The 20,399-nt window shown below is 64.0% G+C and carries 22 protein-coding genes; 12 read left to right on the top strand and 10 right to left on the bottom strand.

Annotation, left to right across the window (positions count from 1 at the left end; all coding sequences use genetic code 11):
- The first annotated feature begins 193 nt into the window (after positions 1 to 193).
- A complete protein-coding gene (locus tag NKI58_RS21425) occupies positions 194 to 433 on the top strand; it encodes a Trm112 family protein (RefSeq protein ID WP_352782736.1) in 240 nt (79 codons plus the stop codon).
- Between the two features lie 38 nt (positions 434 to 471).
- On the opposite strand, the gene NKI58_RS21420 is transcribed toward NKI58_RS21425, so the two are convergent.
- From NKI58_RS21420 to NKI58_RS21410, 3 genes are read right to left on the bottom strand one after another with little or no spacing between them, the layout of a single operon-like run.
- Positions 472 to 3,780 carry an error-prone DNA polymerase gene (locus NKI58_RS21420; RefSeq protein WP_352826750.1) on the bottom strand — a complete coding sequence of 1,103 codons (3,309 nt, stop codon included), beginning with the start codon at positions 3,778 to 3,780 and terminating at the stop codon, positions 472 to 474.
- A complete protein-coding gene (locus NKI58_RS21415) occupies positions 3,777 to 5,255 on the bottom strand; it encodes a DUF6504 family protein (protein WP_352782742.1) in 1,479 nt (492 codons plus the stop codon). Before NKI58_RS21415 ends, NKI58_RS21420 begins: the two co-directional genes overlap by 4 nt.
- The gene (locus NKI58_RS21410; protein WP_352782746.1) at positions 5,197 to 6,270 is read right to left on the bottom strand and encodes an ImuA family protein; all 1,074 of its coding nucleotides are present in this window, start codon (positions 6,268 to 6,270) and stop codon (positions 5,197 to 5,199) included. The genes NKI58_RS21415 and NKI58_RS21410 overlap by 59 nt, the downstream gene beginning before the upstream one ends.
- 184 nt (positions 6,271 to 6,454) lie before the next feature.
- Here NKI58_RS21410 and NKI58_RS21405 point away from each other — a divergent pair, with 184 nt between their 5' ends.
- Positions 6,455 to 6,877, top strand: a complete 423-nt coding sequence (locus NKI58_RS21405) for a metallopeptidase family protein (RefSeq protein WP_023680515.1) — start codon at positions 6,455 to 6,457, stop codon at positions 6,875 to 6,877.
- A gap of 191 nt (positions 6,878 to 7,068) precedes the next feature.
- Here NKI58_RS21405 and NKI58_RS21400 read toward each other — a convergent pair whose 3' ends face one another.
- Both NKI58_RS21400 and NKI58_RS21395 read right to left on the bottom strand, forming a co-directional pair.
- Positions 7,069 to 7,275: a DUF1737 domain-containing protein gene (locus tag NKI58_RS21400; RefSeq protein ID WP_352458330.1), complete on the bottom strand. Its 207-nt coding sequence runs from the start codon at positions 7,273 to 7,275 to the stop codon at positions 7,069 to 7,071.
- A 28-nt stretch (positions 7,276 to 7,303) separates the two neighbouring features.
- Positions 7,304 to 8,185, bottom strand: a complete 882-nt coding sequence (locus tag NKI58_RS21395) for an HpcH/HpaI aldolase/citrate lyase family protein (RefSeq protein WP_352697023.1) — start codon at positions 8,183 to 8,185, stop codon at positions 7,304 to 7,306.
- A 278-nt stretch (positions 8,186 to 8,463) separates the two neighbouring features.
- On the opposite strand from NKI58_RS21395, the gene NKI58_RS21390 reads away from it, so the two are divergent.
- Genes NKI58_RS21390 through NKI58_RS21375 form a run of 4 tightly spaced genes read left to right on the top strand, consistent with a single transcriptional unit; the run spans position 8,464 to position 13,476 of the window.
- Complete coding sequence (locus tag NKI58_RS21390; protein WP_352782750.1) at positions 8,464 to 10,008, top strand: DUF4153 domain-containing protein; 1,545 nt, start codon at positions 8,464 to 8,466, stop codon at positions 10,006 to 10,008.
- Positions 10,009 to 10,012: 4 nt separating this feature from the next.
- Positions 10,013 to 10,705: a response regulator transcription factor gene (locus NKI58_RS21385; protein WP_352450230.1), complete on the top strand. Its 693-nt coding sequence runs from the start codon at positions 10,013 to 10,015 to the stop codon at positions 10,703 to 10,705.
- Positions 10,693 to 12,279, top strand: a complete 1,587-nt coding sequence (locus NKI58_RS21380) for an ATP-binding protein (protein WP_352853732.1) — start codon at positions 10,693 to 10,695, stop codon at positions 12,277 to 12,279. Before NKI58_RS21385 ends, NKI58_RS21380 begins: the two co-directional genes overlap by 13 nt.
- A 30-nt stretch (positions 12,280 to 12,309) precedes the next feature.
- Entirely contained in the window at positions 12,310 to 13,476 is a 1,167-nt protein-coding gene (locus NKI58_RS21375) for an NAD(P)/FAD-dependent oxidoreductase (RefSeq protein ID WP_352450228.1), read from the top strand.
- A 29-nt stretch (positions 13,477 to 13,505) separates the two neighbouring features.
- Here the strand turns inward: NKI58_RS21375 and NKI58_RS21370 are convergent, their stop codons facing one another.
- The 4 genes from NKI58_RS21370 to NKI58_RS21355 all read right to left on the bottom strand — a co-directional run bounded on the left by NKI58_RS21370 (position 13,506) and on the right by NKI58_RS21355 (position 15,308).
- Positions 13,506 to 13,994: an SRPBCC family protein gene (locus NKI58_RS21370; protein WP_352782756.1), complete on the bottom strand. Its 489-nt coding sequence runs from the start codon at positions 13,992 to 13,994 to the stop codon at positions 13,506 to 13,508.
- Positions 13,995 to 14,032: 38 nt separating this feature from the next.
- The gene (locus tag NKI58_RS21365) at positions 14,033 to 14,479 is read right to left on the bottom strand and encodes an SRPBCC domain-containing protein (protein ID WP_352782759.1); all 447 of its coding nucleotides are present in this window, start codon (positions 14,477 to 14,479) and stop codon (positions 14,033 to 14,035) included.
- The gene (locus NKI58_RS21360) at positions 14,479 to 14,790 is read right to left on the bottom strand and encodes an ArsR/SmtB family transcription factor (RefSeq protein ID WP_031213186.1); all 312 of its coding nucleotides are present in this window, start codon (positions 14,788 to 14,790) and stop codon (positions 14,479 to 14,481) included. Before NKI58_RS21360 ends, NKI58_RS21365 begins: the two co-directional genes overlap by 1 nt.
- 92 nt (positions 14,791 to 14,882) lie before the next feature.
- Positions 14,883 to 15,308, bottom strand: a complete 426-nt coding sequence (locus NKI58_RS21355) for a GNAT family N-acetyltransferase (protein WP_352782762.1) — start codon at positions 15,306 to 15,308, stop codon at positions 14,883 to 14,885.
- 167 nt (positions 15,309 to 15,475) lie between these two features.
- Between NKI58_RS21355 and leuD the strand changes: the two genes are divergently transcribed.
- From leuD to NKI58_RS21325, 6 genes are all read left to right on the top strand, one after another.
- Positions 15,476 to 16,081, top strand: a complete 606-nt coding sequence (leuD, locus tag NKI58_RS21350; protein ID WP_292663076.1) for a 3-isopropylmalate dehydratase small subunit — start codon at positions 15,476 to 15,478, stop codon at positions 16,079 to 16,081.
- Between the two features lie 61 nt (positions 16,082 to 16,142).
- Positions 16,143 to 17,072 carry an Ivy family c-type lysozyme inhibitor gene (locus NKI58_RS21345; RefSeq protein ID WP_023680527.1) on the top strand — a complete coding sequence of 310 codons (930 nt, stop codon included), beginning with the start codon at positions 16,143 to 16,145 and terminating at the stop codon, positions 17,070 to 17,072.
- Between the two features lie 112 nt (positions 17,073 to 17,184).
- Positions 17,185 to 17,568 carry a RidA family protein gene (locus NKI58_RS21340; protein ID WP_023680528.1) on the top strand — a complete coding sequence of 128 codons (384 nt, stop codon included), beginning with the start codon at positions 17,185 to 17,187 and terminating at the stop codon, positions 17,566 to 17,568.
- A gap of 51 nt (positions 17,569 to 17,619) precedes the next feature.
- Positions 17,620 to 17,970, top strand: a complete 351-nt coding sequence (locus tag NKI58_RS21335) for a VOC family protein (protein ID WP_031213189.1) — start codon at positions 17,620 to 17,622, stop codon at positions 17,968 to 17,970.
- Between the two features lie 138 nt (positions 17,971 to 18,108).
- On the top strand, positions 18,109 to 19,212 hold the full coding sequence (gene leuB / locus NKI58_RS21330) for a 3-isopropylmalate dehydrogenase (RefSeq protein ID WP_023680530.1): 1,104 nt from the start codon (positions 18,109 to 18,111) through the stop codon (positions 19,210 to 19,212).
- A 47-nt stretch (positions 19,213 to 19,259) separates the two neighbouring features.
- Entirely contained in the window at positions 19,260 to 19,577 is a 318-nt protein-coding gene (locus NKI58_RS21325) for a hypothetical protein (protein WP_023680531.1), read from the top strand.
- A 24-nt stretch (positions 19,578 to 19,601) separates the two neighbouring features.
- On the opposite strand, the gene NKI58_RS21320 is transcribed toward NKI58_RS21325, so the two are convergent.
- On the bottom strand, positions 19,602 to 20,312 hold the full coding sequence (locus NKI58_RS21320) for a DUF805 domain-containing protein (protein ID WP_023680532.1): 711 nt from the start codon (positions 20,310 to 20,312) through the stop codon (positions 19,602 to 19,604).
- Between the last annotated feature and the right edge of the window lie 87 nt (positions 20,313 to 20,399).

Below are 20,399 nucleotides of genomic sequence, written 5' to 3'. Positions count from 1 at the left end.
TTCTCCCCGGGGAGAAGGTGGATCGGCGCGCAGCGCCGAGACGGTTGAGGGGTGTTGGAAGGATCGCCGTCGGTGCCAAGCTGGAACACCCCTCATCCGACCGAGCTTCGATCGGCCACCTTCTCCCACAACGGGAGAAGGGGAAGTCCGCGCTCGAAACCTAACCCGATTGCCCTGTGGAAGGACAAACCAAATGGCGGATGGACGTGACGGGAACAGGACTGTCGATCCCAAGCTGCTGGAACTGCTGGCCTGCCCGCTGACCAAGGGGCCGCTTGCCTGGGACCCGGAGCGCGGCGAGCTTATCTCGCGGGTGGCAAAGCTTGCCTATCCGGTGCGGGACGGCATTCCGATCATGCTGCCCTCGGAGGCACGTACGATCACCATTGACGATACCGTGCCCACGCCACCGCGCATGGGCGGAACGTCCTGAATGCTGCGGTTCAGAGCCGCTCCATAGCGATCCCCCCTCTATTGGAAATTGCGCCCCTTGGGCATGACCTTCTCTGCCTTTCCCAATAGTTCCGTTTGCGCGATGCTGCCAGGCTGAGCCTCGTCTGCACTGCTCGACAGTCTGTCCGCAGGCCTTGCCTGCTCAAGCAGCACCGACAGCCACGGCGTCAGATCCTCGACCTTCTCGGCGACGATATGGATGACGTCCGATTCCGATTGCAGCTTGCCGGTGACGCGGATGAGACGCGCGCCCATGACGATGGGGCGGAAGCGGTCGAAGGTCCTTTCCCAGAAAATGACATTGGCGACCGCATTCTCGTCTTCCAGCGTCAGGAAAATCGCCTTGCCATTGCCCGGCCGCTGCCGCACCAGCACGAGGCCGGCGACCGAAACGCGCCGGCCGTCCCGCACCTGGCCGAGCCGCACATTGGGCGTGACGCCGGAACGATCCAGCCTTTGACGCAGGAAGGCGACCGGGTGCGCCTTCAGCGACAGGCCAAGCGAGCGGTAGTCGTGGACGACGTGCTCGCCGAGCGGCATTGTCGGGAGCCTGGTTGCAGGCTCCAGATCGCGCAAGCGGATCGCCGGCTGGTCGAACAGCGGCAGCTTTTCGGCGGCACTCTTGCCGTCGAGCGCGCGGACCGCCCATAGAGCGTCGCGACGGTTCAATCCAAGCGACCGGAAAGCGTCGGCCTGCGCCAGTTTTTCGATCTCGTCGACGTTGAGGCCCGAGCGCAGCCAGACGTCGCGTACGGATGCATAGCCGGCGCCGCGCCTCGACACAAACGCTTCCATGCGCTCCTTCGACAGGCCCTTGACCTGGCGAAAGCCGAGCCGGACGGCATGGCTGGTCCGGATGACGCCGCGCATCTGGGCATGGCGGTCAAGGATACGATCCGGAACGAAAGGCGATTTCTCCAAGGCGCAATCCCAGCCGGAAAAATTGACGTCGACCTCGCGGATCTCGACGCCGTGGTCATGCGCGTCGCGGACAAGCTGGGCCGGCTGGTAAAACCCCATCGGCTGGGAATTCAGGATCGCGGCGCAGAACACGTCGGGATAGAAGGTCTTGAACCAGCAGGAGGCATAGACCAGCAGGGCGAAGGAGGCGGCGTGGCTCTCGGGAAAGCCGTATTCGCCAAAACCCTCGATCTGCTTGAAGCAGCGCTCGGCGAAGTCTTTTTCGTAGCCCTTGGCGACCATGCCGTCGACCATTCTCTTGCGGTAATTGCCGATCGTGCCGGTGCGCTTGAATGTCGCCATGGCGCGGCGCAGTTCATCGGCCTCGCCCGGCCTGAAGCCGCCAGCAACGATGGCGATCTTCATCGCCTGCTCCTGGAACAGCGGCACGCCCAGCGTCCTGCCGAGTATTTTTTCCAGTTCCGGCTTGGGATATTCGGGTTTTTCCTTGCCTTGCCGGCGGCGCAGATAAGGGTGGACCATGTCGCCTTGGATCGGGCCGGGCCGCACGATCGCCACCTCGATGACGAGGTCGTAAAAGCTTTTCGGCCGCAGCCGCGGCAGCATCGACATCTGCGCGCGCGATTCGATCTGGAAGACGCCGATCGTGTCGGCACGGCAGATCATGTCGTAGACATGCTTGTCCTCGGCAGGCAGAGTGGCCAGCACATAGGGCAGGCCGTACTCGTCCCGCGCCTGCGGATAATGATCCTGGAGCAGGGTGAAGGCGCGCTGCAGGCAGGTCAGCATGCCGAGCGCCAGCACGTCCACTTTAAGGATTTTCACCGCGTCGAGATCGTCCTTGTCCCACTCGACCATCTTGCGCTCGTCCATCGCCGTCTTGACGATGGGCACGATCTCGTCGAGCCGGTCCCGGGTGATGACGAAGCCGCCGACATGCTGCGACAAATGACGGGGAAAGCCCATGATCTCGTTGGCGCATTCGATTACATGCCTTGTCGATGGATCGGTCTGATCGAGGCCGCCGGCCTTTGTCTCCTTTTCGCCGAGCTCCGAGGTCGACCAGCCCCAGATCGAACTGGACAGCGCGCCCCGGACGTCGTCCGACAGGCCCATCGCCTTGGCCACTTCGCGCATCGCCGAGCGGCCCCGGTAGCTGACGACGGCGGCGGCCAGCGCGGTGCGCTTGGTGCTGTATTTGGAATAGATGTACTGGATGACCTCCTCGCGCTTTTCATGCTCGAAATCGACGTCGATGTCGGGCGGCTCGTTTCTTTCCTCGGAAATGAAGCGCTCGAAAAGCGTTTCGATCTTGTCCGGGCCGACTTCGGTGATGCCAATGCAGAAGCAGACGATCGAGTTGGCGGCAGAGCCGCGCCCCTGGCAGAGAATGTTCTGGCTGCGGGCGAATTTGACGATGTCGTGGACAGTCAGGAAATAGCGCGCGTAGTTCAGGCGCTCGATCAGAGCGAGCTCCTCCTCGATGCGCTGCGTCACAAAAGCGGGCACGCCCGAGGGGTAGCGGATGGCGGCTCCCTCCTTGGCCAGCCTTTCCAGTTCGGCCTGCGACCCAAGACCCGATTCCGTCGGCTCGTCGGGATAATTGTATTGCAGGTCACTGAGCGAGAAGGTCAGCTCGCCGGCAAAACGCAGCGTTTCCGCCAGCGCTTGCGGATGCCTGCGGAAAAGCCGTGCCATCTCCAGCGGCGGCTTTAAGTGACGCTCGGCATTGGCCGCCAGCTCCAGCCCCACCTCGGCGACGGGCACATTGAGGCGGATCGCCGTCAGCACGTCCTGCAGCGGGCGCCGTTCCGACGTATGGTAGAGAACATCGTTGGTCGCCATCAACGGGATGCCGGCCAGCTCCGCCATCGCCGCCGCCTGCTCGATACGGAAGCGGTCGTTGCCGCGGTAATCCGGCGAAACCGCAAGCCGCAGGTTTTCACCGAAACGATCCGTGAGCCGGCTAAGGAGTGCGAGGCTGGTTTCCGCGTCCGCCGACACATCCGGCAGTATGGCGAGCGACAGGAGATCGCCCCATTCGAGAAGATCGCTCTGTTTGAGGAGCGTCGCCCCTTTTTCGTTCTCGTCACGCAGATTGGCCTGCGTCAGCATGCGGCAGAGATGCCCCCAGCCCTTGCGATCCTGCGGGTAGGCGAGGATGTCCGGCGTGCCGTCGCAAAAAACCAGGCGGCAGCCGGGATGATAGGAAGCACCCTCCACCTTGGCCTGCTGCCAGGCGCGCACCACGCCCGCCACCGTGTTGCGGTCGGCGAGACCGATCGCCGAAAACCCCAGGAATTTTGCCGCGACCACCAGCTCCTCCGGTTTCGAGGCACCGCGCAGAAACGAGAAGTTCGACTGGATGCCGAATTCGGCATAGGGGTTGGCCGTCAGCGCATTCATGCGAAGATCCCATGCATGAACCAGCGCGGCGAGGGCTGCGAGGCGCCGTAAAGGCCCTGGCGACAGAGCCAGTAACGGCGGCCGTCGGCATCCTCGATGCGGAAATAATCCCGGGTCGGGGCATCTTCTCGTCCCGCCGCCCCTCGCCACCATTCCGGCGCGATGCGCTCCGGCCCTTCGGCGCGCGCGACCCGATAGAGCGCGCGCCGCCAGCGGAAGTTCAAAGGCGGGCCTTCCGGCATTTCGGTGGCCGGCACCTCGATCGGCTCGGGCGAACGGAAAAGCCGGATCGGCCGTTCCGGCTGGAAGACGGTCGTGGGAGCGTCCTTCGCCTTGTCCGGCTGCTTCGGCGGCGAGCTTCTCTGCGGCGCCTCCGTGAAGGGAAGGGTGGCGACGGCGCGCTCCGGCAAATGGCTCTCGACGGCGACCGGCTTCAAGACCGCGCCTTCGCCGAGCCGGGCGCGGATGCGGTCGGCAAAAAGCGCGATATCGGCACCGTCGTCGCTCGTCTCGCCGGCAAGGTCGGCCTGCTGCATGTCGAAGGCGGCGGCGGTCAGCACCGAAAGGCGCACGAGATCGAAGCCATAGCCGGCGTCGATATCCTGTTCGAGCGCGGCAAGCCTTTCGTGGAACAATTTCTGGATCAGCCGCGGCTCGCGCAGAGGCCGCGAGGTGCCGACGGCGATGCGGCTGACGCCGCCATCGACGCGGAAAAGCAGCAGCGCCAGCCGCCTTGCGCCCTCGCCGCGACGCTCGAGGTCGCTCTTCAAGGTGGTCGCCAGCATGCCGGTCAGCCGCTCGATGTCCTCGGTCAGCATGATCGGCTCGGCAAGGTGACGCTCGACCGAAAGCGGTGCCACCGGCAGGCGCGGCGACACGGCCTCCTCGAGGCGGCCAAGCGCCTGGTCGAGGCGCAAGAGCAGCGATGCGCCGAAGCGGCGGGCCAGCGGCGCGCGCGGTGCCGCCATGACGGCGCCCGCCGTGCGCAGGCCGACGCTTTCGAGGCTGGCGCGTACCTCCGGGTCGATGCGCAGCGCCGCCAGCGGCAAGGGCACGAGAAGCGCTTCCTCCTCGCCATCGGGCACGATGCGGTCACCGGCAAACCGCGCCGCCGCCCAGGCAGCACCAGGCGTGGCGGCAAGCCCGGCGCGGACATCGAAGCCCTGATGGAAAAAACGCGACAGGATATCGTCCAGCATCGAGCGTTCGCCGCCGAAAAGATGGGTGCAGCCGGTGACGTCGAGATAGAGGCCGTCGGTCCCGTCAAGCGCCACCAGCGGGGTATAGCGGTCGCACCAGTCGGCGAGGCCTTCGAGCAGGCGCCGGTCGGCCTCCGGATCGGCCTCCACGATGTCGATCGAGGGATGCATGGCGCGTGCGTCGGCTATGCCCATGCCGCGCTTCAGATTAAGCGCCTCAGCCCGTTCGTCGAGGGCGGCGATGCGCTGGGTGTTCCCTTGGCGATGGCTGATCACCAGCGGCAGGTGATCCGACGGCCGGGAACGCCAGGACCGCCCCAGACGCTGCCGCAGGATCCTCTCGGCGGCGAGATGCGGAAACCACAGGGATAGGATTCTTTGGCCGTTCTGGGGGCCATTCCTGAGACCTTCCTTGCTCGCCCCGTCTTTCTTCGAATATGCGTTCATCGGGGTTCCACTCCAGTGTGAATTTTCCGGGCAAGGCCGTGCGGCTCTTGCCGATGGCGACGGTGAAGGCGGGCCGGCCGATCGAGCCGGCGAGCGGCCCGGCAAGCGTCTTACGCGTTGCCGCCGGTGCCGCCGACAGGATGAGGCGGACGGGCGCTGCCGTCGGTTCGGGCTCGCCGGCCTGGCGCAGCAGGAACAGCGGCCGGCCCGCACTCTGCGCGCGGGCGTGCAGCCGCCGCGTCGCGGTGAGGTCAAGCCGCTGCGGGCTGCCGCGGATTTCGAGGATGACGGCGGCCAGCGCCGTCATCCGGGCAGCCTCCTCGGCGATCCACAGCGCATCGAGCAGCCTTGGCGCCTCGGAAAACAGCAATTGCTCCGGCTCGATGCCGAAGAAGGCGTGAAGCCCCCTGGCATAGGGAAAGCCGGCCTCGCGGAAAACCTCGGATGTGCCGATCCACAGCACCGGCAATCGCGGCCCCTGGCTGAGGATCAGGCTGACGAGCGACAAGGCAAAACCGGCAACGGCCCCGGCATCGCGGGTCGCGGCGCCATGAAACTCGCTCACCGCCGCCTTCGGCAGGCCGCCGCTCAGCGCAGCATCGAGGCGCTCGGCGCCGGTGCGCAAAAACGCATCGGGCGGCGCCACGGCGAGGCCGCGCCGGACAATGGTCAGATTCCGAGCGGGTGTCGGATGCCGAGAGGGTGTCAGACTCTGACGAGGGACATCCGCGTCAAACGACGAACTGGCCGGCGCCTCCAGGCGCTCGGGCAAGGTCCCTTCGATCTTCGCGATCTGGCGGCGCAGGGCAAAAACAGTCTCCCGCGCCACGGCGCTTGTCGCCATGACGGTCAGCTTCCACTCACAATTGTTCCTGCTATGTTCCCTAGGATTCCAGAGGCCGCCCGAAGAGTCAAGCGGAGTCATGGGGAATTTATTCCTGTAGTGGGGGGCATGACACGGGCACTCCAGCCCGACCATTTGCCGAGTCCGGCCTGAAAGCCTATATGCCGGGATCAAAGGACAAAGCATGGCTCGCATCTACCAAACACGCATCTGGCACGACCAGCTTTCGCCAACGATGGAGGAAATCGAGCTCCTGGCGCTGGAGGCCTATGCCCATCTGCCGGAGGACTTTCGCAAGCTGACCGGCGAGATCGTCATTCAGATCGCCGAATTCCCGACCGACGAGATCATGGACGACCTTTCGCTGGAAACGCCCTTCGACCTGCTCGGCCTGTTCGAGGGGCGCGGCATCGCCGAGCGCTGGAATCCGCAGACCGGCGAGGGGCCGAACCGCATCACGCTCTATCGTCGCGCCATCCTCGACTACTGGGCCGAGAACGAGGAAACGCTGGGCGACATCGTCACCCATGTGCTGATCCACGAGATCGGCCACCATTTCGGCCTGTCGGACGACGATATGGAGAAGATCGAAGAGGCAGCGGAGTAGGATGTGCTGATATTCAGGTGATGCCGGCCTGCGAACGGCGGCTTCCCGCACTTCCGGTGTTAACGTCCCCAAAAGTACGCTCCGCTCCGGTTCTCGGAAACCACCCAGTCTGGTCGCTTCGCGCCCGTCTTCGACTCCGGCGCGGCCTGACCTGAATCTCAACACACCCTGCTTCGGCGCTTTTGCAAAGCCTACCAATCGCTGAGCTTGGTGTCGGGGCCGTATTCCTGGCCCTCGATGTCCTTCACCACGGCCTGGCCGCAGCGCATGGTCTTGGCCTCCTTGTCATAGGCATAGGTCGGCGAGCCGAACAGGTGCCAGCCCTTGTTCAGCGCCGCCGTCACCTTGTGGCAGAAGCTGGCATCGTCCGGGCCGGACAGAAAGCGGTAGAGTTTCATTCTTCAATCCTGTCGTCAGTTACGTTAGTCATGCGCGAACAGCGGCGGCCTTCGCCAGCAGTTTTTCGGCCTGCGCCAGATGCAGCCGCTCGACCATCTTGCCGTTCAGCGCAACTACCGCCCTACCGGTATTTTCGGCGAACGCGAAGGCATCCTTGACCGCGCGCGCCTCGGCTATTGCTTCGGGCGACGGTGCAAACGCGCGGTTCGCGGCTTCGATCTGAGCTGGATGGATCAGCGACTTGCCGTCAAAACCCATGGCGGCCGCTTCCGTGCACTCGCGCGCAAACCCGTCCATATCGCGAAAATCATTGAAGACGCCATCGAGCAGGTCGAGGCCGCCGGCGCGCGCGGCGAGCACCATCTGCATCAGCCATGGAACGAGATAGCGCCGGTCGGGCATGGCGAGAATTCCGGTGTCCTTGACCAGGTCATTCGTTCCGGCAGCGAAACAAACCAGTCGAGAGGCCGGATCGCGGCCGAGCTCGGCAATCGGCCCAATGTTGAGCAGCGCCTTGGGCGTCTCGATCATCGCCCATAGCTTGACTTCGTCGGCGATAAAATTGTCGTCGAGCACGTCGCCGGCCTCGAGAATGTCGCGCGGCGTGTCGACCTTGGGCAGCAGGATGGCGTCGGGCGAGCATTTTGCCGCGGCCAGCAGGTCGGCGCCGCCCCACTCGCTCGACAGCGCGTTGATGCGCACGACCATCTCGCAGCGCCGGTTGGAATGGCCGGCGAAAATCGCCGCCAGTTTTTCGCGCGCGGAAAGTTTATCGGCCGGGGCGACGGCGTCCTCGAGATCGATGACGACGGTATCGCAGGCCAGCGATTGGATCTTGGCCAGCGCCTTGTCGTTCGAAGCCGGGACGTAAAGCACCGAGCGGCGCGGGCGGTAGCTTTCGGTGGTCATCTCCGATCTATGCCGTCTGCAGCCGGCCGAGGCAAGCCGTGCATAAAAACTGCACGCAATTTCGGAAAATCTCCTCGTCTCCGCCCCGCTTGCCACCCGACCGGATGCGACAAGGGCGGCATGCAAGAGCAAACGAACTCCCGTTGGTCCCTGCCGTACCGGCTTCGCCGCGAAAGCTGGTGGCTCGTCGATCCGCCCCGGACTTCGGTAAACCTCCTCCCTTTCGTCCGGAAATCCCCGCCCACCGGCCGCATCAAAGCCGCCGAGAAAGCCCGGTCATGACAGTATTCCTCTCGGCGGCGCCGAGCTATTGCAACCGCTTCGGCGTTGCCGTCCCGCTCGTCGCGCTGGCCGATTTTTTCTTCTATGGCCAACCGGCGGGCATCACGCTTTTCCTGTTCGGCATTGCGATTGCCGCAGCGAGCATGGCTCTCCATCCTCTTGGCGTCTTCAACGATGGCAAGTTCTGGTTCAAGCCGGTTGCGCTGCTCATGGCGCTGCTGCCGCTTATGGAAAATGCCAGCGCACTGTCCGTCTCGATCGCGCTGGCGGGGCTGGCCATCTTCGCGCTTTCACTGGCCGGACGGCTGCGGCGCGGCCTTGCCCGCATTGCCGGCCAACTCTCGCTGTTCCTGCTTGCAACGCCATTTCGGCTCGTCCTGGATTTCTTCCGCTGGCGCACGGCGGCGCGGCGGCTTGGCCGGCGGCGCGTGCGCCTTGCGGCGATCGCCGTCTGGGTCATGCCGCTGGGCCTCGGCGCAGTGTTCCTCGCGCTGTTCGGCGCCGCCAATCCGGTCATCGAATATTGGTTCTCGCTGATCGACCTAATGGCACTGCTCGACGTCGTCCAGCTGCCACGTCTCGGCTTCTGGCTGTTCGTGCTTGCCTGCGTCTGGGCCTTTCTGCGGCCGCGGCTGCCGCGCTTTCTCCGCCGCCGCAGGGTGTCGCCAGCCAGCGCACCGGCGACGCCGGCCACCAGGACCACCATCGAGGACATCGTCTTCGGCAAGGCCGCTATCCTCCGCGCGCTCGTCGTCTTCAACATCCTGTTCGCGGTGCAGAGCGCACTCGACGCCACCTATCTGTGGGGCGGCATCGCGCTTCCCGACGGGCTGACCTATGCCGCCTACGCGCATCGCGGCGCCTATCCGCTGATCGTCACGGCGCTGCTGGCCGCCGGCTTCGTGCTGGCGGCGCTGCGGCCGGGAAGTGCGACCTCCGGCGATCCGCTCATCCGCCGGCTGGTTTATGCCTGGGTGGCGCAGAACATCCTCCTGGTGATCTCGTCGATCCTGCGGCTCGATCTCTATATCGGTATCTATGCGCTGACCTATTGGCGTGTCGCTGCGTTCGTCTGGATGGGGCTGGTGGCGGCGGGCCTTGTCCTGATCATAGCCCGCATCGCGCGCGAAAAGTCCAACGAATGGCTGCTTGCCGCCAATCTTCTGACGCTATCGGCGACGCTCTATGCCTGCTCGTTCATCAACTTTGCCGCGCTGATTGCCAACTACAATGTCGACCATTGCTTCGAAATGACCGGCCAAGGCACCCAGCTCGACGTCTGGTACCTGCGCTCGCTCGGGCCCGGCGCCTTGCCGGCGCTCGATCGCTTCGTCCAGCACCAGAGCAGGACGGTTTCCGCGGAGGATGCCTCCATCCGCGAACTCGCCGGCTGGTATGCACAGGACGAAGCACGCTTCCGCGCCGGCCAGGAAAGCTGGCGGGGCTGGAGCTTTCGTGACTGGCGGCTCAACCGCGCCCTCGACAGGCGTGGCCCGTTCGTGGTTCCTCCGATGTCCGAACCCTTCATGCCGGGCCGCTGATTTGATGCCGCACCACATACTGGTCGCCGACGACGACCCGCACATTCGCGAAATCATCTGCTTCGCGCTGGAAAAGGCCGGCATGAAAACGCTGGCGGTGCCGGACGGCGCGGCTGCCTTGCAGGCGATAGAGCGCCATGCGCCCGATCTCGTCGTGCTCGACATCGGCATGCCGGAAATGGACGGGCTGGAAGTGTGCCGGCGGCTGCGCCACACTTCCGACCTGCCGGTGCTGTTCCTGTCCGCGCGGGATGAAGAGATCGACCGCGTCCTCGGGCTGGAGATGGGCGGCGATGATTATGTCACCAAGCCGTTCAGCCCGCGCGAGCTGGTCGCCCGCGTCAACGTCATTCTGCGCCGCGCGCGGCCCACGCCGGAACCAGCCGACGACCGGCAATTCTCGCATGGCAGACTGTTGCTGGTTCCGGCAAGCCATACAGCCAGCTTCGACGGCAAGCCGCTGGCGCTGACGTCGATCGAATTCGCGATCCTGAAAGGCTTTTTGGCGCGGCCGGCGTATGTGCTTGGCCGCGACATGGTGATGGCCAACGCCTATGCGGCCAATATCCATGTCGCAGACCGCACCGTCGACAGCCATATCCGCAATATCCGCGCCAAGCTGGCGGCCGTCGGCTGCGTCGATGCGATCGAGACTGTGCACGGCGTCGGTTTTCGGCTGGGCGGATGCGGCGCGTGAGCGCCCAAGAACTGATTGGCAGCAAATGGCGGCCTCGCCTCGCCACGGTCGTCATCGCCATCCTGATCATGGTGATGGCGCTGCCGCTGGCCGGCCTGTTTTTCTTCCGGCTCTACGAGAACCAGCTGATCAGGCAGACCGAGGCCGAGCTGATCGCCCAAGGCGCCGCCCTTGGCGCGATCTATGCGCAAGAGGTCCGTGAGGCCGGCCTTGCCCCGGAAAAGCTAGGCGCACCCGTGCCTTCACCCAACACCAGCGATCGGGCTTCTCCCTACCAGGCGATCGAACCGGGCCTCGATCTTGCGTCCGACGGGATCCTGCCGACCCGGCCCGCGGCCACCGCGGCCAGCGCCGATCCCCCCTTCGCGGCAATCGGCGCACGCCTGTCGGGCATTCTTGCCGAGACGCAGAAGACCACGCTCGCCGGCTTCCGGCTGCTCGATCCCAGAGGCGTGGTCATCGCCGGCCGTGAGGAGGCCGGCCTGTCGCTCGCGGCTGTCGAAGAGGTTCGCGCAGCGCTTTCCGGCCGCTACGCCAGCGCGCTCAGGCTGCGGGTTCCCGACCAGCCGTCGCCGCCGCTCTATTCGGTCAGCCGCGGCACCAAGGTTCGCGTCTTCGTGGCCATGCCGGTTGCGGTCTCCGGCAAGGTCGCCGGCGTCGTCTATCTGTCGCGGACGCCGAACAACATCGTCAAGCATCTCTATGGCGAGCGCGGCAAGGTGGCGCTGGCGGCAATCACCATCCTCGGCGGCGCGCTGCTGATCGGGCTGGTCTTCCTGCGCGCCGTCAGCCGTCCGATCTATGCGCTGATGGAACGCACGAAACGCATCGCCGCCGGCGACCGCGCGGCGATCAGGCCGCTCGATCACCACGGCACGCGCGAAATGGGTGAACTCTCTGCTGCTTTCCTCGACATGGCCGAAAAGCTGCACGCACGCTCCGACGGCATCCAGACCTTTGCCACCCACATCTCGCACGAGCTCAAATCGCCGCTGACGGCGATCCAGGGGGCCGCCGAACTGCTGCGCGATTCGGGCAGCGCGATGGACGAGGCCGAGCGGCGGCGGTTTTCGGACAATATCGTCACCGATGCCGGCCGGCTCAACCTTCTGGTGCGCCGCCTGCTCGACCTGGCGCGCGCCGAAAATCTCGAGCCGAGCGGCGAAAACACGTCGCTCGGTGCGTCACTGGCGCTGCTGCCGGCCGACGACAGGCTGGCGGTGCGCGTCGAGGCGGGCACTGAGATCGGGCTGCGCATATCGGCCGAAAACGCTGCGATCGTGCTGGCCAATCTCATCGACAATTCGGCGCGGCACGGCGCGACGCTGGTATCGGTCACAGCCGCAAAAGCGGACGGCAAGGCCACCATCGTGGTCGCTGACGACGGCGCCGGCATTTCGCCCAGCAACCGAGGCCGCATCTTCGAGCCGTTCTTCACCACGCGCCGCGATTCCGGCGGCACCGGCATGGGCCTCGGCATCGTGCTGGCCCTCCTGAAAGCGCATGATGGCACGATCCGGCTGGTTGACTCGGCGAGCGGCACGCGCTTCGAGATCATCCTGCCGGCGGCGTGACTCGGCGGTTCAGATCGGAAGGGCCAAAAGGTGCATTACGATATCGTCATCATCGGCGGAGCCATCGTCGGCTCCTCGGTCGCCTATTATCTGCGCGAGGAAGGGTTTTCGGGCTCGATCGCGCTTGTCGAGCGCGACCCGCAATTTTCCCGCGCCGCGACCACGCTGTCCTGCGCCTCCATCCGCCAGCAGTTCTCGATCCCGGAAAACATCCGGCTGTCGCAATTCACGCTGAAACTGTTCCGGCGGCTCAGGGAAGAGTTTGGCGCGGACGCCGATATCGGCTTTCGCGAAGGCGGCTACCTCATCCTTGCCGGCGAGAACGGGCTGCCGATCCTGCGGGCCAACCACGAGGCGCAGATGGCCGAGGGCGCCGACATCGTGCTCGAGGATGCCGAGGCGCTCGTCCGCCGCTTTCCGTGGCTGTCGGTCGAGGGCATTTCCGCCGGCGCCTATGGCCGCAGCGGCGAAGGCTGGTTCGACGCGCATGCTATGCTGATGCTGTTCCGCAAGGCACTGCGAAGCAAGAACATCGATTTCATCACTGCGTCGGTGACCGGTATCGAGCGGCAGGGGAAGCGCGTCGCCGGTGTGACCCTCGACAATGGCGAGCGGCTCGAGGCCGGCACCGTCGTTAACGCCGCCGGGCCGAATGCCGGCAAGGTGGCAGCAATGGCCGGGCTGGCGCTGCCGGTGGAGCCGCGCAAGCGCAATGTCTTCGTCTTCGAGGCGCGCGAAAAATATGACGACATGCCGCTGCTGGTCGACCCGAGCGGCATCTATGTCCGGCCGGAGGGCTCGGTCTACATCACCGGCGGCGCCGAGCCGGAAGAGGGCGAAGGACCGGCCGACCCCGCCGACTTCGACCCCGACTGGCCGCTGTTCGAAGAGGTGATCTGGCCGGTGCTGGCGACCCGCATTCCGGCCTTCGAGGCGATCAAGCCGACGCGCGCCTGGGTCGGCCATTACGACTACAACACGCTCGACCAGAACGCGGTGATCGGCCCGCATCCCGAGGTCGGCAATTTCCTCTTCGCCAACGGTTTTTCCGGCCACGGCTTGCAGCAGGCTCCGGCGGTCGGCAAGGCGCTGGCCGAACTGATCGTGCATGGCGGCTATCGCACGGTGGATTGCTCGGCGTTCGGGTACAGCCGGATCGCCGACGGGCGGCCGTTCCGGGAATTGAATGTAATTTAACGCTTGCGCGAAAGGATGCTACCGTTGGGTTAGGCCGCCACCAAGCCGCCTGCACCAAGATACGCCTGAAGCCACCCCAGCACCCTACCCCAGCCTTCCGCGTGCTCTGTTGCAGCGTCAGCGAGGCCGGCAAAGCCGCCATGGCAGATGGTGACGCGTGTGCCGCCGGCGATCGGCTCCAGCAGCCAGGCGACTTTGGTTTCGCGGCGGCCAAGCGTCGGATGGTCCCAGTCGTATCTCCGCGTCTGCACGATCCGGCGCGGCTCTTCGATTTCCAGGAATTCGCCGCTGGCGGGCAGGTGTCTGCCGGCCGCCGTCTCGACGGTGACGCTCCAGCGGCCGCCGACGTGGAGGTCGGCCGTCCATCCGGTCATCCGGTAGGTCCTGGCGGACCCCCACCAGCGCTCGACCTCGCGTGTAACGAGCGCGTCAAATATCCGCTCGGGCGGCGCGCGAACATCGGCGCTCGCCATAACGGTCTCGCCATTGGTCATGCTGTGCACCGCGGAACTGTACATCGCCCTGTCTCCAGAAACGTTTCGCTATCGAAACAACCTCAAGCCTTCGACGCCGGGCGCGACAGGCCTTTGCCGGTTTCGAGCAGGCTCTTCAGGCTGGACAGGATGAGCGGCCAGCCGTTCGCCACATGGCCAAGCAGCTTGTGCGGTCCATCGGCTTCGTGTGTGATGGCGAGCTTCATCATCTCGCCCTCCTGCCCGATGGCGAAGGTGCAGCGTGTGTAGCCGTCCGCCTTGACCTCGGGCATGAACTCGTTGCGCCATTTGAGCACGATGCGCTTGGGTGGATCGATCTCGAGGACCTCGCCGCTGTCGGTGACGCGGCCGTCGGTGTAAACCATCTTCCACGCCGAACCTTGTTTCCAGTCGCTTAGCATCTGGGCGCCGAGGAAATATTGCCGCTGGAACTCCGGCTCGGTCAGTGCTTGCCAGAGTTTTTCGGGCGAGGTGCGGATGTAGGTGACATAAACGAAAATGTTGCTCATCAGTCTTCCCTTTCGAGGCGTTTCTTCAAATCGCTGAGGGCGCCCAGTCGCCCCCGCTCGAATTTGCCGATCCAGCGTTCGGCGATCTCGTTGATGGGAACCGGATTCAGATAATGTTGCTTCTCGCGTCCCTTGCGGATGGTGGTGACGAGGTTTGCTTCTTCCAGGATCGCCAGATGCTTGGTCACCGCCTGGCGCGTCATGTCCATCTCACCGCACAGCGCGTTCAGCGTCTGCCCGTTCCTGGCATGAAGGCTGTCCAGCAATCGCCGGCGTGTCGGGTCGGCCAAGGCGCGAAAGACGGCATCCATGCTCATGACTCTAATATGCAACCATTTGGTTGCATGTCAAGAGGCAGAACCCTAGCCAAGAATGCGCGGGTTGAGGTCGCTGGGAGTGGATTTCAGCGCTTGCGGCCGAACCAGAATGCGTTGGGCATGCGCTCCATGCCGATACGCTCATAGAAGCCGACGGCGTCGGGCATGGAGATCAGGCTGATGGCAACGGAAGGTCCGAGTTGCCGGCGTGCCTCATCCATCAGGCCCTTGCCGATACCCAGCCCTTGCGCCGATGCAGAAACAGCGAGCTCGGAGATATAGCAGACCCAGGAAAAGTCGGTGATGCCGCGAGCGACACCAACCAGCGGCTTGCCCGGTGCATCGATGCGCGCGGTGAGCACCAGGTCGGCACTGGCAAGCATCGCCTTCAAACGGGCATGATCATCGACGGGCCGTGTCTCGCCGAGGCCGGATTCCACCAGAACGCGGCGGAACTCGGCGATGCCGAGGCCCGGTTCGCTGGCGTAAAGGATCGTGGATCGCGTTGTCATGTCGACAAAAGTGCACCATGGGCCGGTGGTTTTGAAGCTGTTTTGTACCGATTTTGTGGTTCGATCGACGACGGAAGTCCAAAAACAGCCGTCTTTTATTTGCCCGCGGCATTGTGTAAACCGGGCGCCAGCAATTCCCCGCAACGAGAAGAAGACGGGCAAGAACCATGGAAAAATTCACCAAGCTCACCGGTGTCGCCGCGCCGATGCCGATCGTCAATGTCGACACCGACATGATCATCCCCAAGGATTATCTCAAGACGATCAAGCGCACGGGGCTCGGCACCGGCCTGTTCGCCGAAATGCGTTACAAGGACGACGGCTCGGAAAACCCGGACTTCGTGCTCAACAAGCCGGCCTACCGCAAGGCGCAGATCCTGGTCGCCGGCGACAATTTCGGCTGCGGCTCGAGCCGGGAACATGCGCCGTGGGCGCTGCTCGATTTCGGCATCCGCTGCGTCATCTCGACCTCGTTCGCCGACATTTTCTACAACAACTGCTTCAAGAACGGCATCTTGCCGATCACCGTCAGCCCGGAAGACCTGGAGAAGCTGATGGACGATGCCTCGCGCGGTTCCAACGCGACGCTGTCGGTTGATCTCGAAGCCAAGGAAATCCGCGGGCCGGACGGCGGCGTGGTCAAGTTCGACCTCGACGAATTCAAGCGCCACTGCCTCTTGAACGGCCTCGACGATATCGGCCTGACCATGGAGAAGGCCGGCGCCATCGCTTCGTTCGAGAAGAAGAACGCCGAGCTGCGGCCCTGGGCCTGAGCGGTAGGATGACCTGGCCGCGACAGGCCGGGTTCGTGGCGGCTGAACGGAGGGGACAGTCATGACACGTTCGCTTCTTGCCGGGGCCTGCGCGCTGGCGTGGATTCTGATGCCGGTGGCAGGGGCGCATGCACAGACCGACATGGTGCTCGTGCCGGCTGACGATTCGTCCGGCGGGGCCGCCGACCAGGGCGCGTTGAGCAATGCGGCCCTAGCCGACAATGACAAACAGGCGCCGATCCCGTTCGAGGGCGGCCAGCTGACCATCACTCAGGAGGAAGAGTACGGGGAACGGGTACTCGCCTTCGACGGCAAGGAACTGGCGCGCAATTACGACGTCTTCTTCGACAAGATCGTCGAGGTCGGCGGCGTCAAGGTGGCGCTGGTCGATGTCGGCGACGGCGGCAATCAATGCGGCCCAGCCAAGGTGATCGTTTGGAAGCCGGAAGGCGGCACGATCCAGACGGTCACGGTCGAGCAGGATGAATGCGGCGCGCCGCCGGCCGCGATCTCCGACAGCGCCGTCTATTTCGTACCCTATCTTTTGCCGGGCGATTCCAAGCCGGCGCTGCAATGGTCGCCGACGGCCGGACTGACGATTTCCGGCAATCTGACCTACATGCCGGAGCCGGGCACCGACTGGAAGGACGTCGATCCGTCGAAATACGACAACATCATCGACGCCTTCCACAATGAAGCGGTCTACAAACTAGCCGAGACACTGCTTGGCAGGGACATGCCCGACATGGCGACCAGCCTGCTGGTCGGCGGCGGCACGGAAAAAACCGCGTCGGGCGCCTTTTTTGCCAGCGGCTGCGTGCCGCATGATTGCGGCGGCAATGACGGCTTCATGGCGGTCGACCCGGTCAACCAGAAGCTCTATTTCGCCCGCCGCGGCGACAAGCCCGAGCCGGACGCGTGGCCGGCGGTGAGTACATGGCCGGCCGACGTCAAGGAAGCGCTGGACAAGGCGCTGGGGTCGGCGAATTAGAAATCGTTCTGCCGCGATCTTTCGCGCGCCCCGGACATCTCCCCACTTGGGGGGAGATCGGCCGTCACCGCCGCTTTCGCCAAACCGCCTACGCTGCAAAAAAGGAGGACCTATGCGAAAACTGATCTCCACCGGTTCGCCCTTCGAGAACACCGCCGGCTATTCGCGCGCCGTGGTGCAGGGCGACTGGTGTTTCGTGTCCGGAACGACCGGCTACGATTATGCGACCATGTCGATGCCGGAGACCGTAGAGGCACAAACGCGCAATTGCTTGGCGACGATCGCCAAGGCGCTCGGGGACGGCGGTTTCGACGTGGCCGATGTGGTGCGGGCACATTACTATATCACCGATGCGGCTTTCGTGGATGTGGTGTTCCCGATCCTCGGCGAGGCCTTTGGCGAGATCAGGCCGGCGGCAACGATGATCGTGTGCCAGCTCAACAAGCCGGAGATGAAGATCGAGATCGAGGTGACGGCGCTGCGGCGCACAGCCTGATGCCTGTCACGGTTGCGAAAACGACACGGTTAGCACGAGGATCGGCCCATGGTGAAGGTCAGGCGCATCGTTGCAAACATAGACACGCAGGATATCGCGGCGGCAAAACCCTTCTATCAGGATGTGCTCGGCCTCGATCTCAAGATGGATATGGGCTGGATCTCTACCTATGGCTCGCAAGAGACGATGTCCGTGCAGGTCAGTTTCATGGCCGAAGGGGGATCAGGAACGCCGGTGCCGGACATCTCTATCGAAGTCGACGACGTCGATGCCGCGCTTGAAAGCATGAGGACGGCCGGCTTTGCCATCGAATACGGTCCGGCGGACGAACCCTGGGGCGTGCGGCGCTTCTTCGTACGCGACCCGTTCGGCAGGCTGGTCAATATCCTTTCGCATCTGTAGGCGTTTTGTCTTGAGCATCGGATTCTCCCAAACCGGTTTCCACCTTTGGGTCCGATGCTCTGAACCGCGGGCTTGCGCGCCGGCTGCTTGGCGTTTAGCAAGGCCGCGTTCATGCGCTAAACGATTGGAACGGTTCTCATGGCTTCGAAAAATCTTCTCCTGCTTGCCGGCGACGGCATCGGCCCCGAGGCGATGGCCGAGGTGAAGAAGCTGATTTCCGCCATGAACGACAAGCTCGGCAGCGATTTCGTCACCGATGAGGGCCTTGTCGGCGGCTGCGCTTATGACGCGCATGGCGCGGCGATTTCCGATGCCGACATGGCCAAGGCAATGGCGTCGGACGCGGTGCTGTTCGGCGCTGTCGGCGGACCGAAATGGGATGCGGTGCCTTACGAGGTGCGCCCGGAGGCGGGTCTGCTGCGGCTGCGCAAGGACATGGAGCTGTTTGCCAATCTCAGACCGGCAATCTGCTATCCGGCGCTGGCGGCGTCCTCCTCGCTGAAGCAGGAGGTGGTCGAGGGGCTCGATATCCTGATCGTGCGCGAGCTCACCGGCGGCGTCTATTTCGGCGAGCCTAAGCAGATCATCGACCTCGGCAACGGCCAGAAGCGCGGCATCGACACCCAAATATACGATACGTTCGAGATCGAGCGCATTTCGGGCGTTGCCTTCGAATTGGCGCGCACGCGCAAGAACCACGTCACCTCGATGGAAAAGCGCAATGTGATGAAGTCGGGCGTGCTGTGGAACGAGGTCGTCACCCAGACGCACAAGGCCAGGTATGCCGACGTCAAGCTTGATCACATGTTGGCCGATGCTGGCGGCATGCAGCTGGTGCGCTGGCCGAAGCAGTTCGACGTCATCGTCACCGACAATCTGTTCGGCGACATGCTGTCCGACATCGCCGCCATGCTGACCGGCTCGATCGGCATGCTGCCGTCGGCCTCGCTCGGCGCGCCGGATGCGAAGACAAAAAAGCGCAAGGCGCTCTACGAGCCGGTGCACGGCTCGGCGCCCGACATCGCCGGCAAGGGTATCGCCAATCCGATCGCCATGATCGCCTCCTTCGCCATGTGCATGCGCTATTCCTTCGGCATGGTTGATGAGGCCGACCGGCTGGAAGGCGCGATCGCCGCCGTGCTCGATCAGGGCTTGCGCACCAGGGATATTCATTCGCCGGGGATGACCGAGGTCGGCACCGCTGAGATGGGCGATGCGATCATCGCCAAATTTTTGGGGTGACAGGTGTATGGGTGAGGTGCAGCGCGCCATTGAAAGGGATCTTCTCGATGAGTACGAACGCCAGGCTGAGTTTCGCGGCGATCAACGCCTCGCGCCATTGCTGCAGTTCATCTGCGAACGATATCAGGTCGAAAAAGAGCGATTTCTACCTGATAAAAATCATTCCCGATCAATACGAGTTGTGTCTCTTGATCTGGCTTTGGCCGGATAGGGTGGTCGACTGCGAAATCGCCTATGAAGGGTCTACATTCGAGGTTGTCGGGACGGAAACGATCCAGACCCACAAGAAGACCCTTCGTGGTCATTCCGCGAAGGACTTCAAGATCATCGAACGCATCGCCTTGAGCGAACACAATCAGCTTTAGCTAGCAGAACCAACTCAGGTGGGATTATGCGGTCTTGATTCCCTCCGGCACCGGACCCCACTGGTTCTCGCGGGGCTGGGTCGGGATCAGCGCGAAGACCAGGATGATCAGGCTGCCGAAGGTCGGGACCAGGATCAGCAGGAAGAGCCACCCTGTCAGGCCGATATCGTGCAGGCGACGCACGTTGAGACCGAACCACGGCAGGGCGGTCGCCAGCAGGAAGAGGCCGCAAAGGCCGACCGTCACTGCCGGCAATTCATCGAGATTGCCCATGGCGTGGTCGATGAAGAGGCCGATGCCTATGACCACGATCAGCGCGACCGTCCAGAACAGGCAGTAGCCCCAATATTCCTTGCGGCGGGCACGGCCGGCGAAGTTGAAGTAATTCTCGGTCAGACCCCGCCAGAAGTAGCTCCACAGGCCAGCCGATTCGGCCGGGCTTTGTTCAGCGGAACGGCCGAAATGTTGCGGCTGACGTGCCGCGGGCGCATTGCCGGCCTGAGTTGGGGCGGCGGTTGCAGTGGAGGCGTCGGCGGGCGCACTGGCAGGTTGGGCGCGGATCGAAAAAACATCGCGTGCCCGTCCGCCAGCCGGCTGGAATTCGACGGTCGTACCTCCGGCAACCGATGCTTCGCGGCGCAAATCTTCGCGCGCCAAAGTGTAGCGGTTGCCGTCGGCTCCGGTGATGAAGCCGAAACCCTGGTCTTCGTCGTAATGAAGAACTACGCCGCGCATGTCCTGCCCCCCCCATTTCCCCGCCCCAGACTGTGCAAAGTTCCGGCAGACCGCAAGGGGCGTGCGGAAATGGAGAGTGCTGGCTAT

It is taken from the genome of Mesorhizobium sp. M0522, assembly GCF_040321085.1.
Lineage (GTDB): Bacteria > Pseudomonadota > Alphaproteobacteria > Rhizobiales > Rhizobiaceae > Mesorhizobium.
Note: the sequence above shows the minus strand (reverse complement) of the source record. Positions and strands in the feature narration are given on the sequence as shown.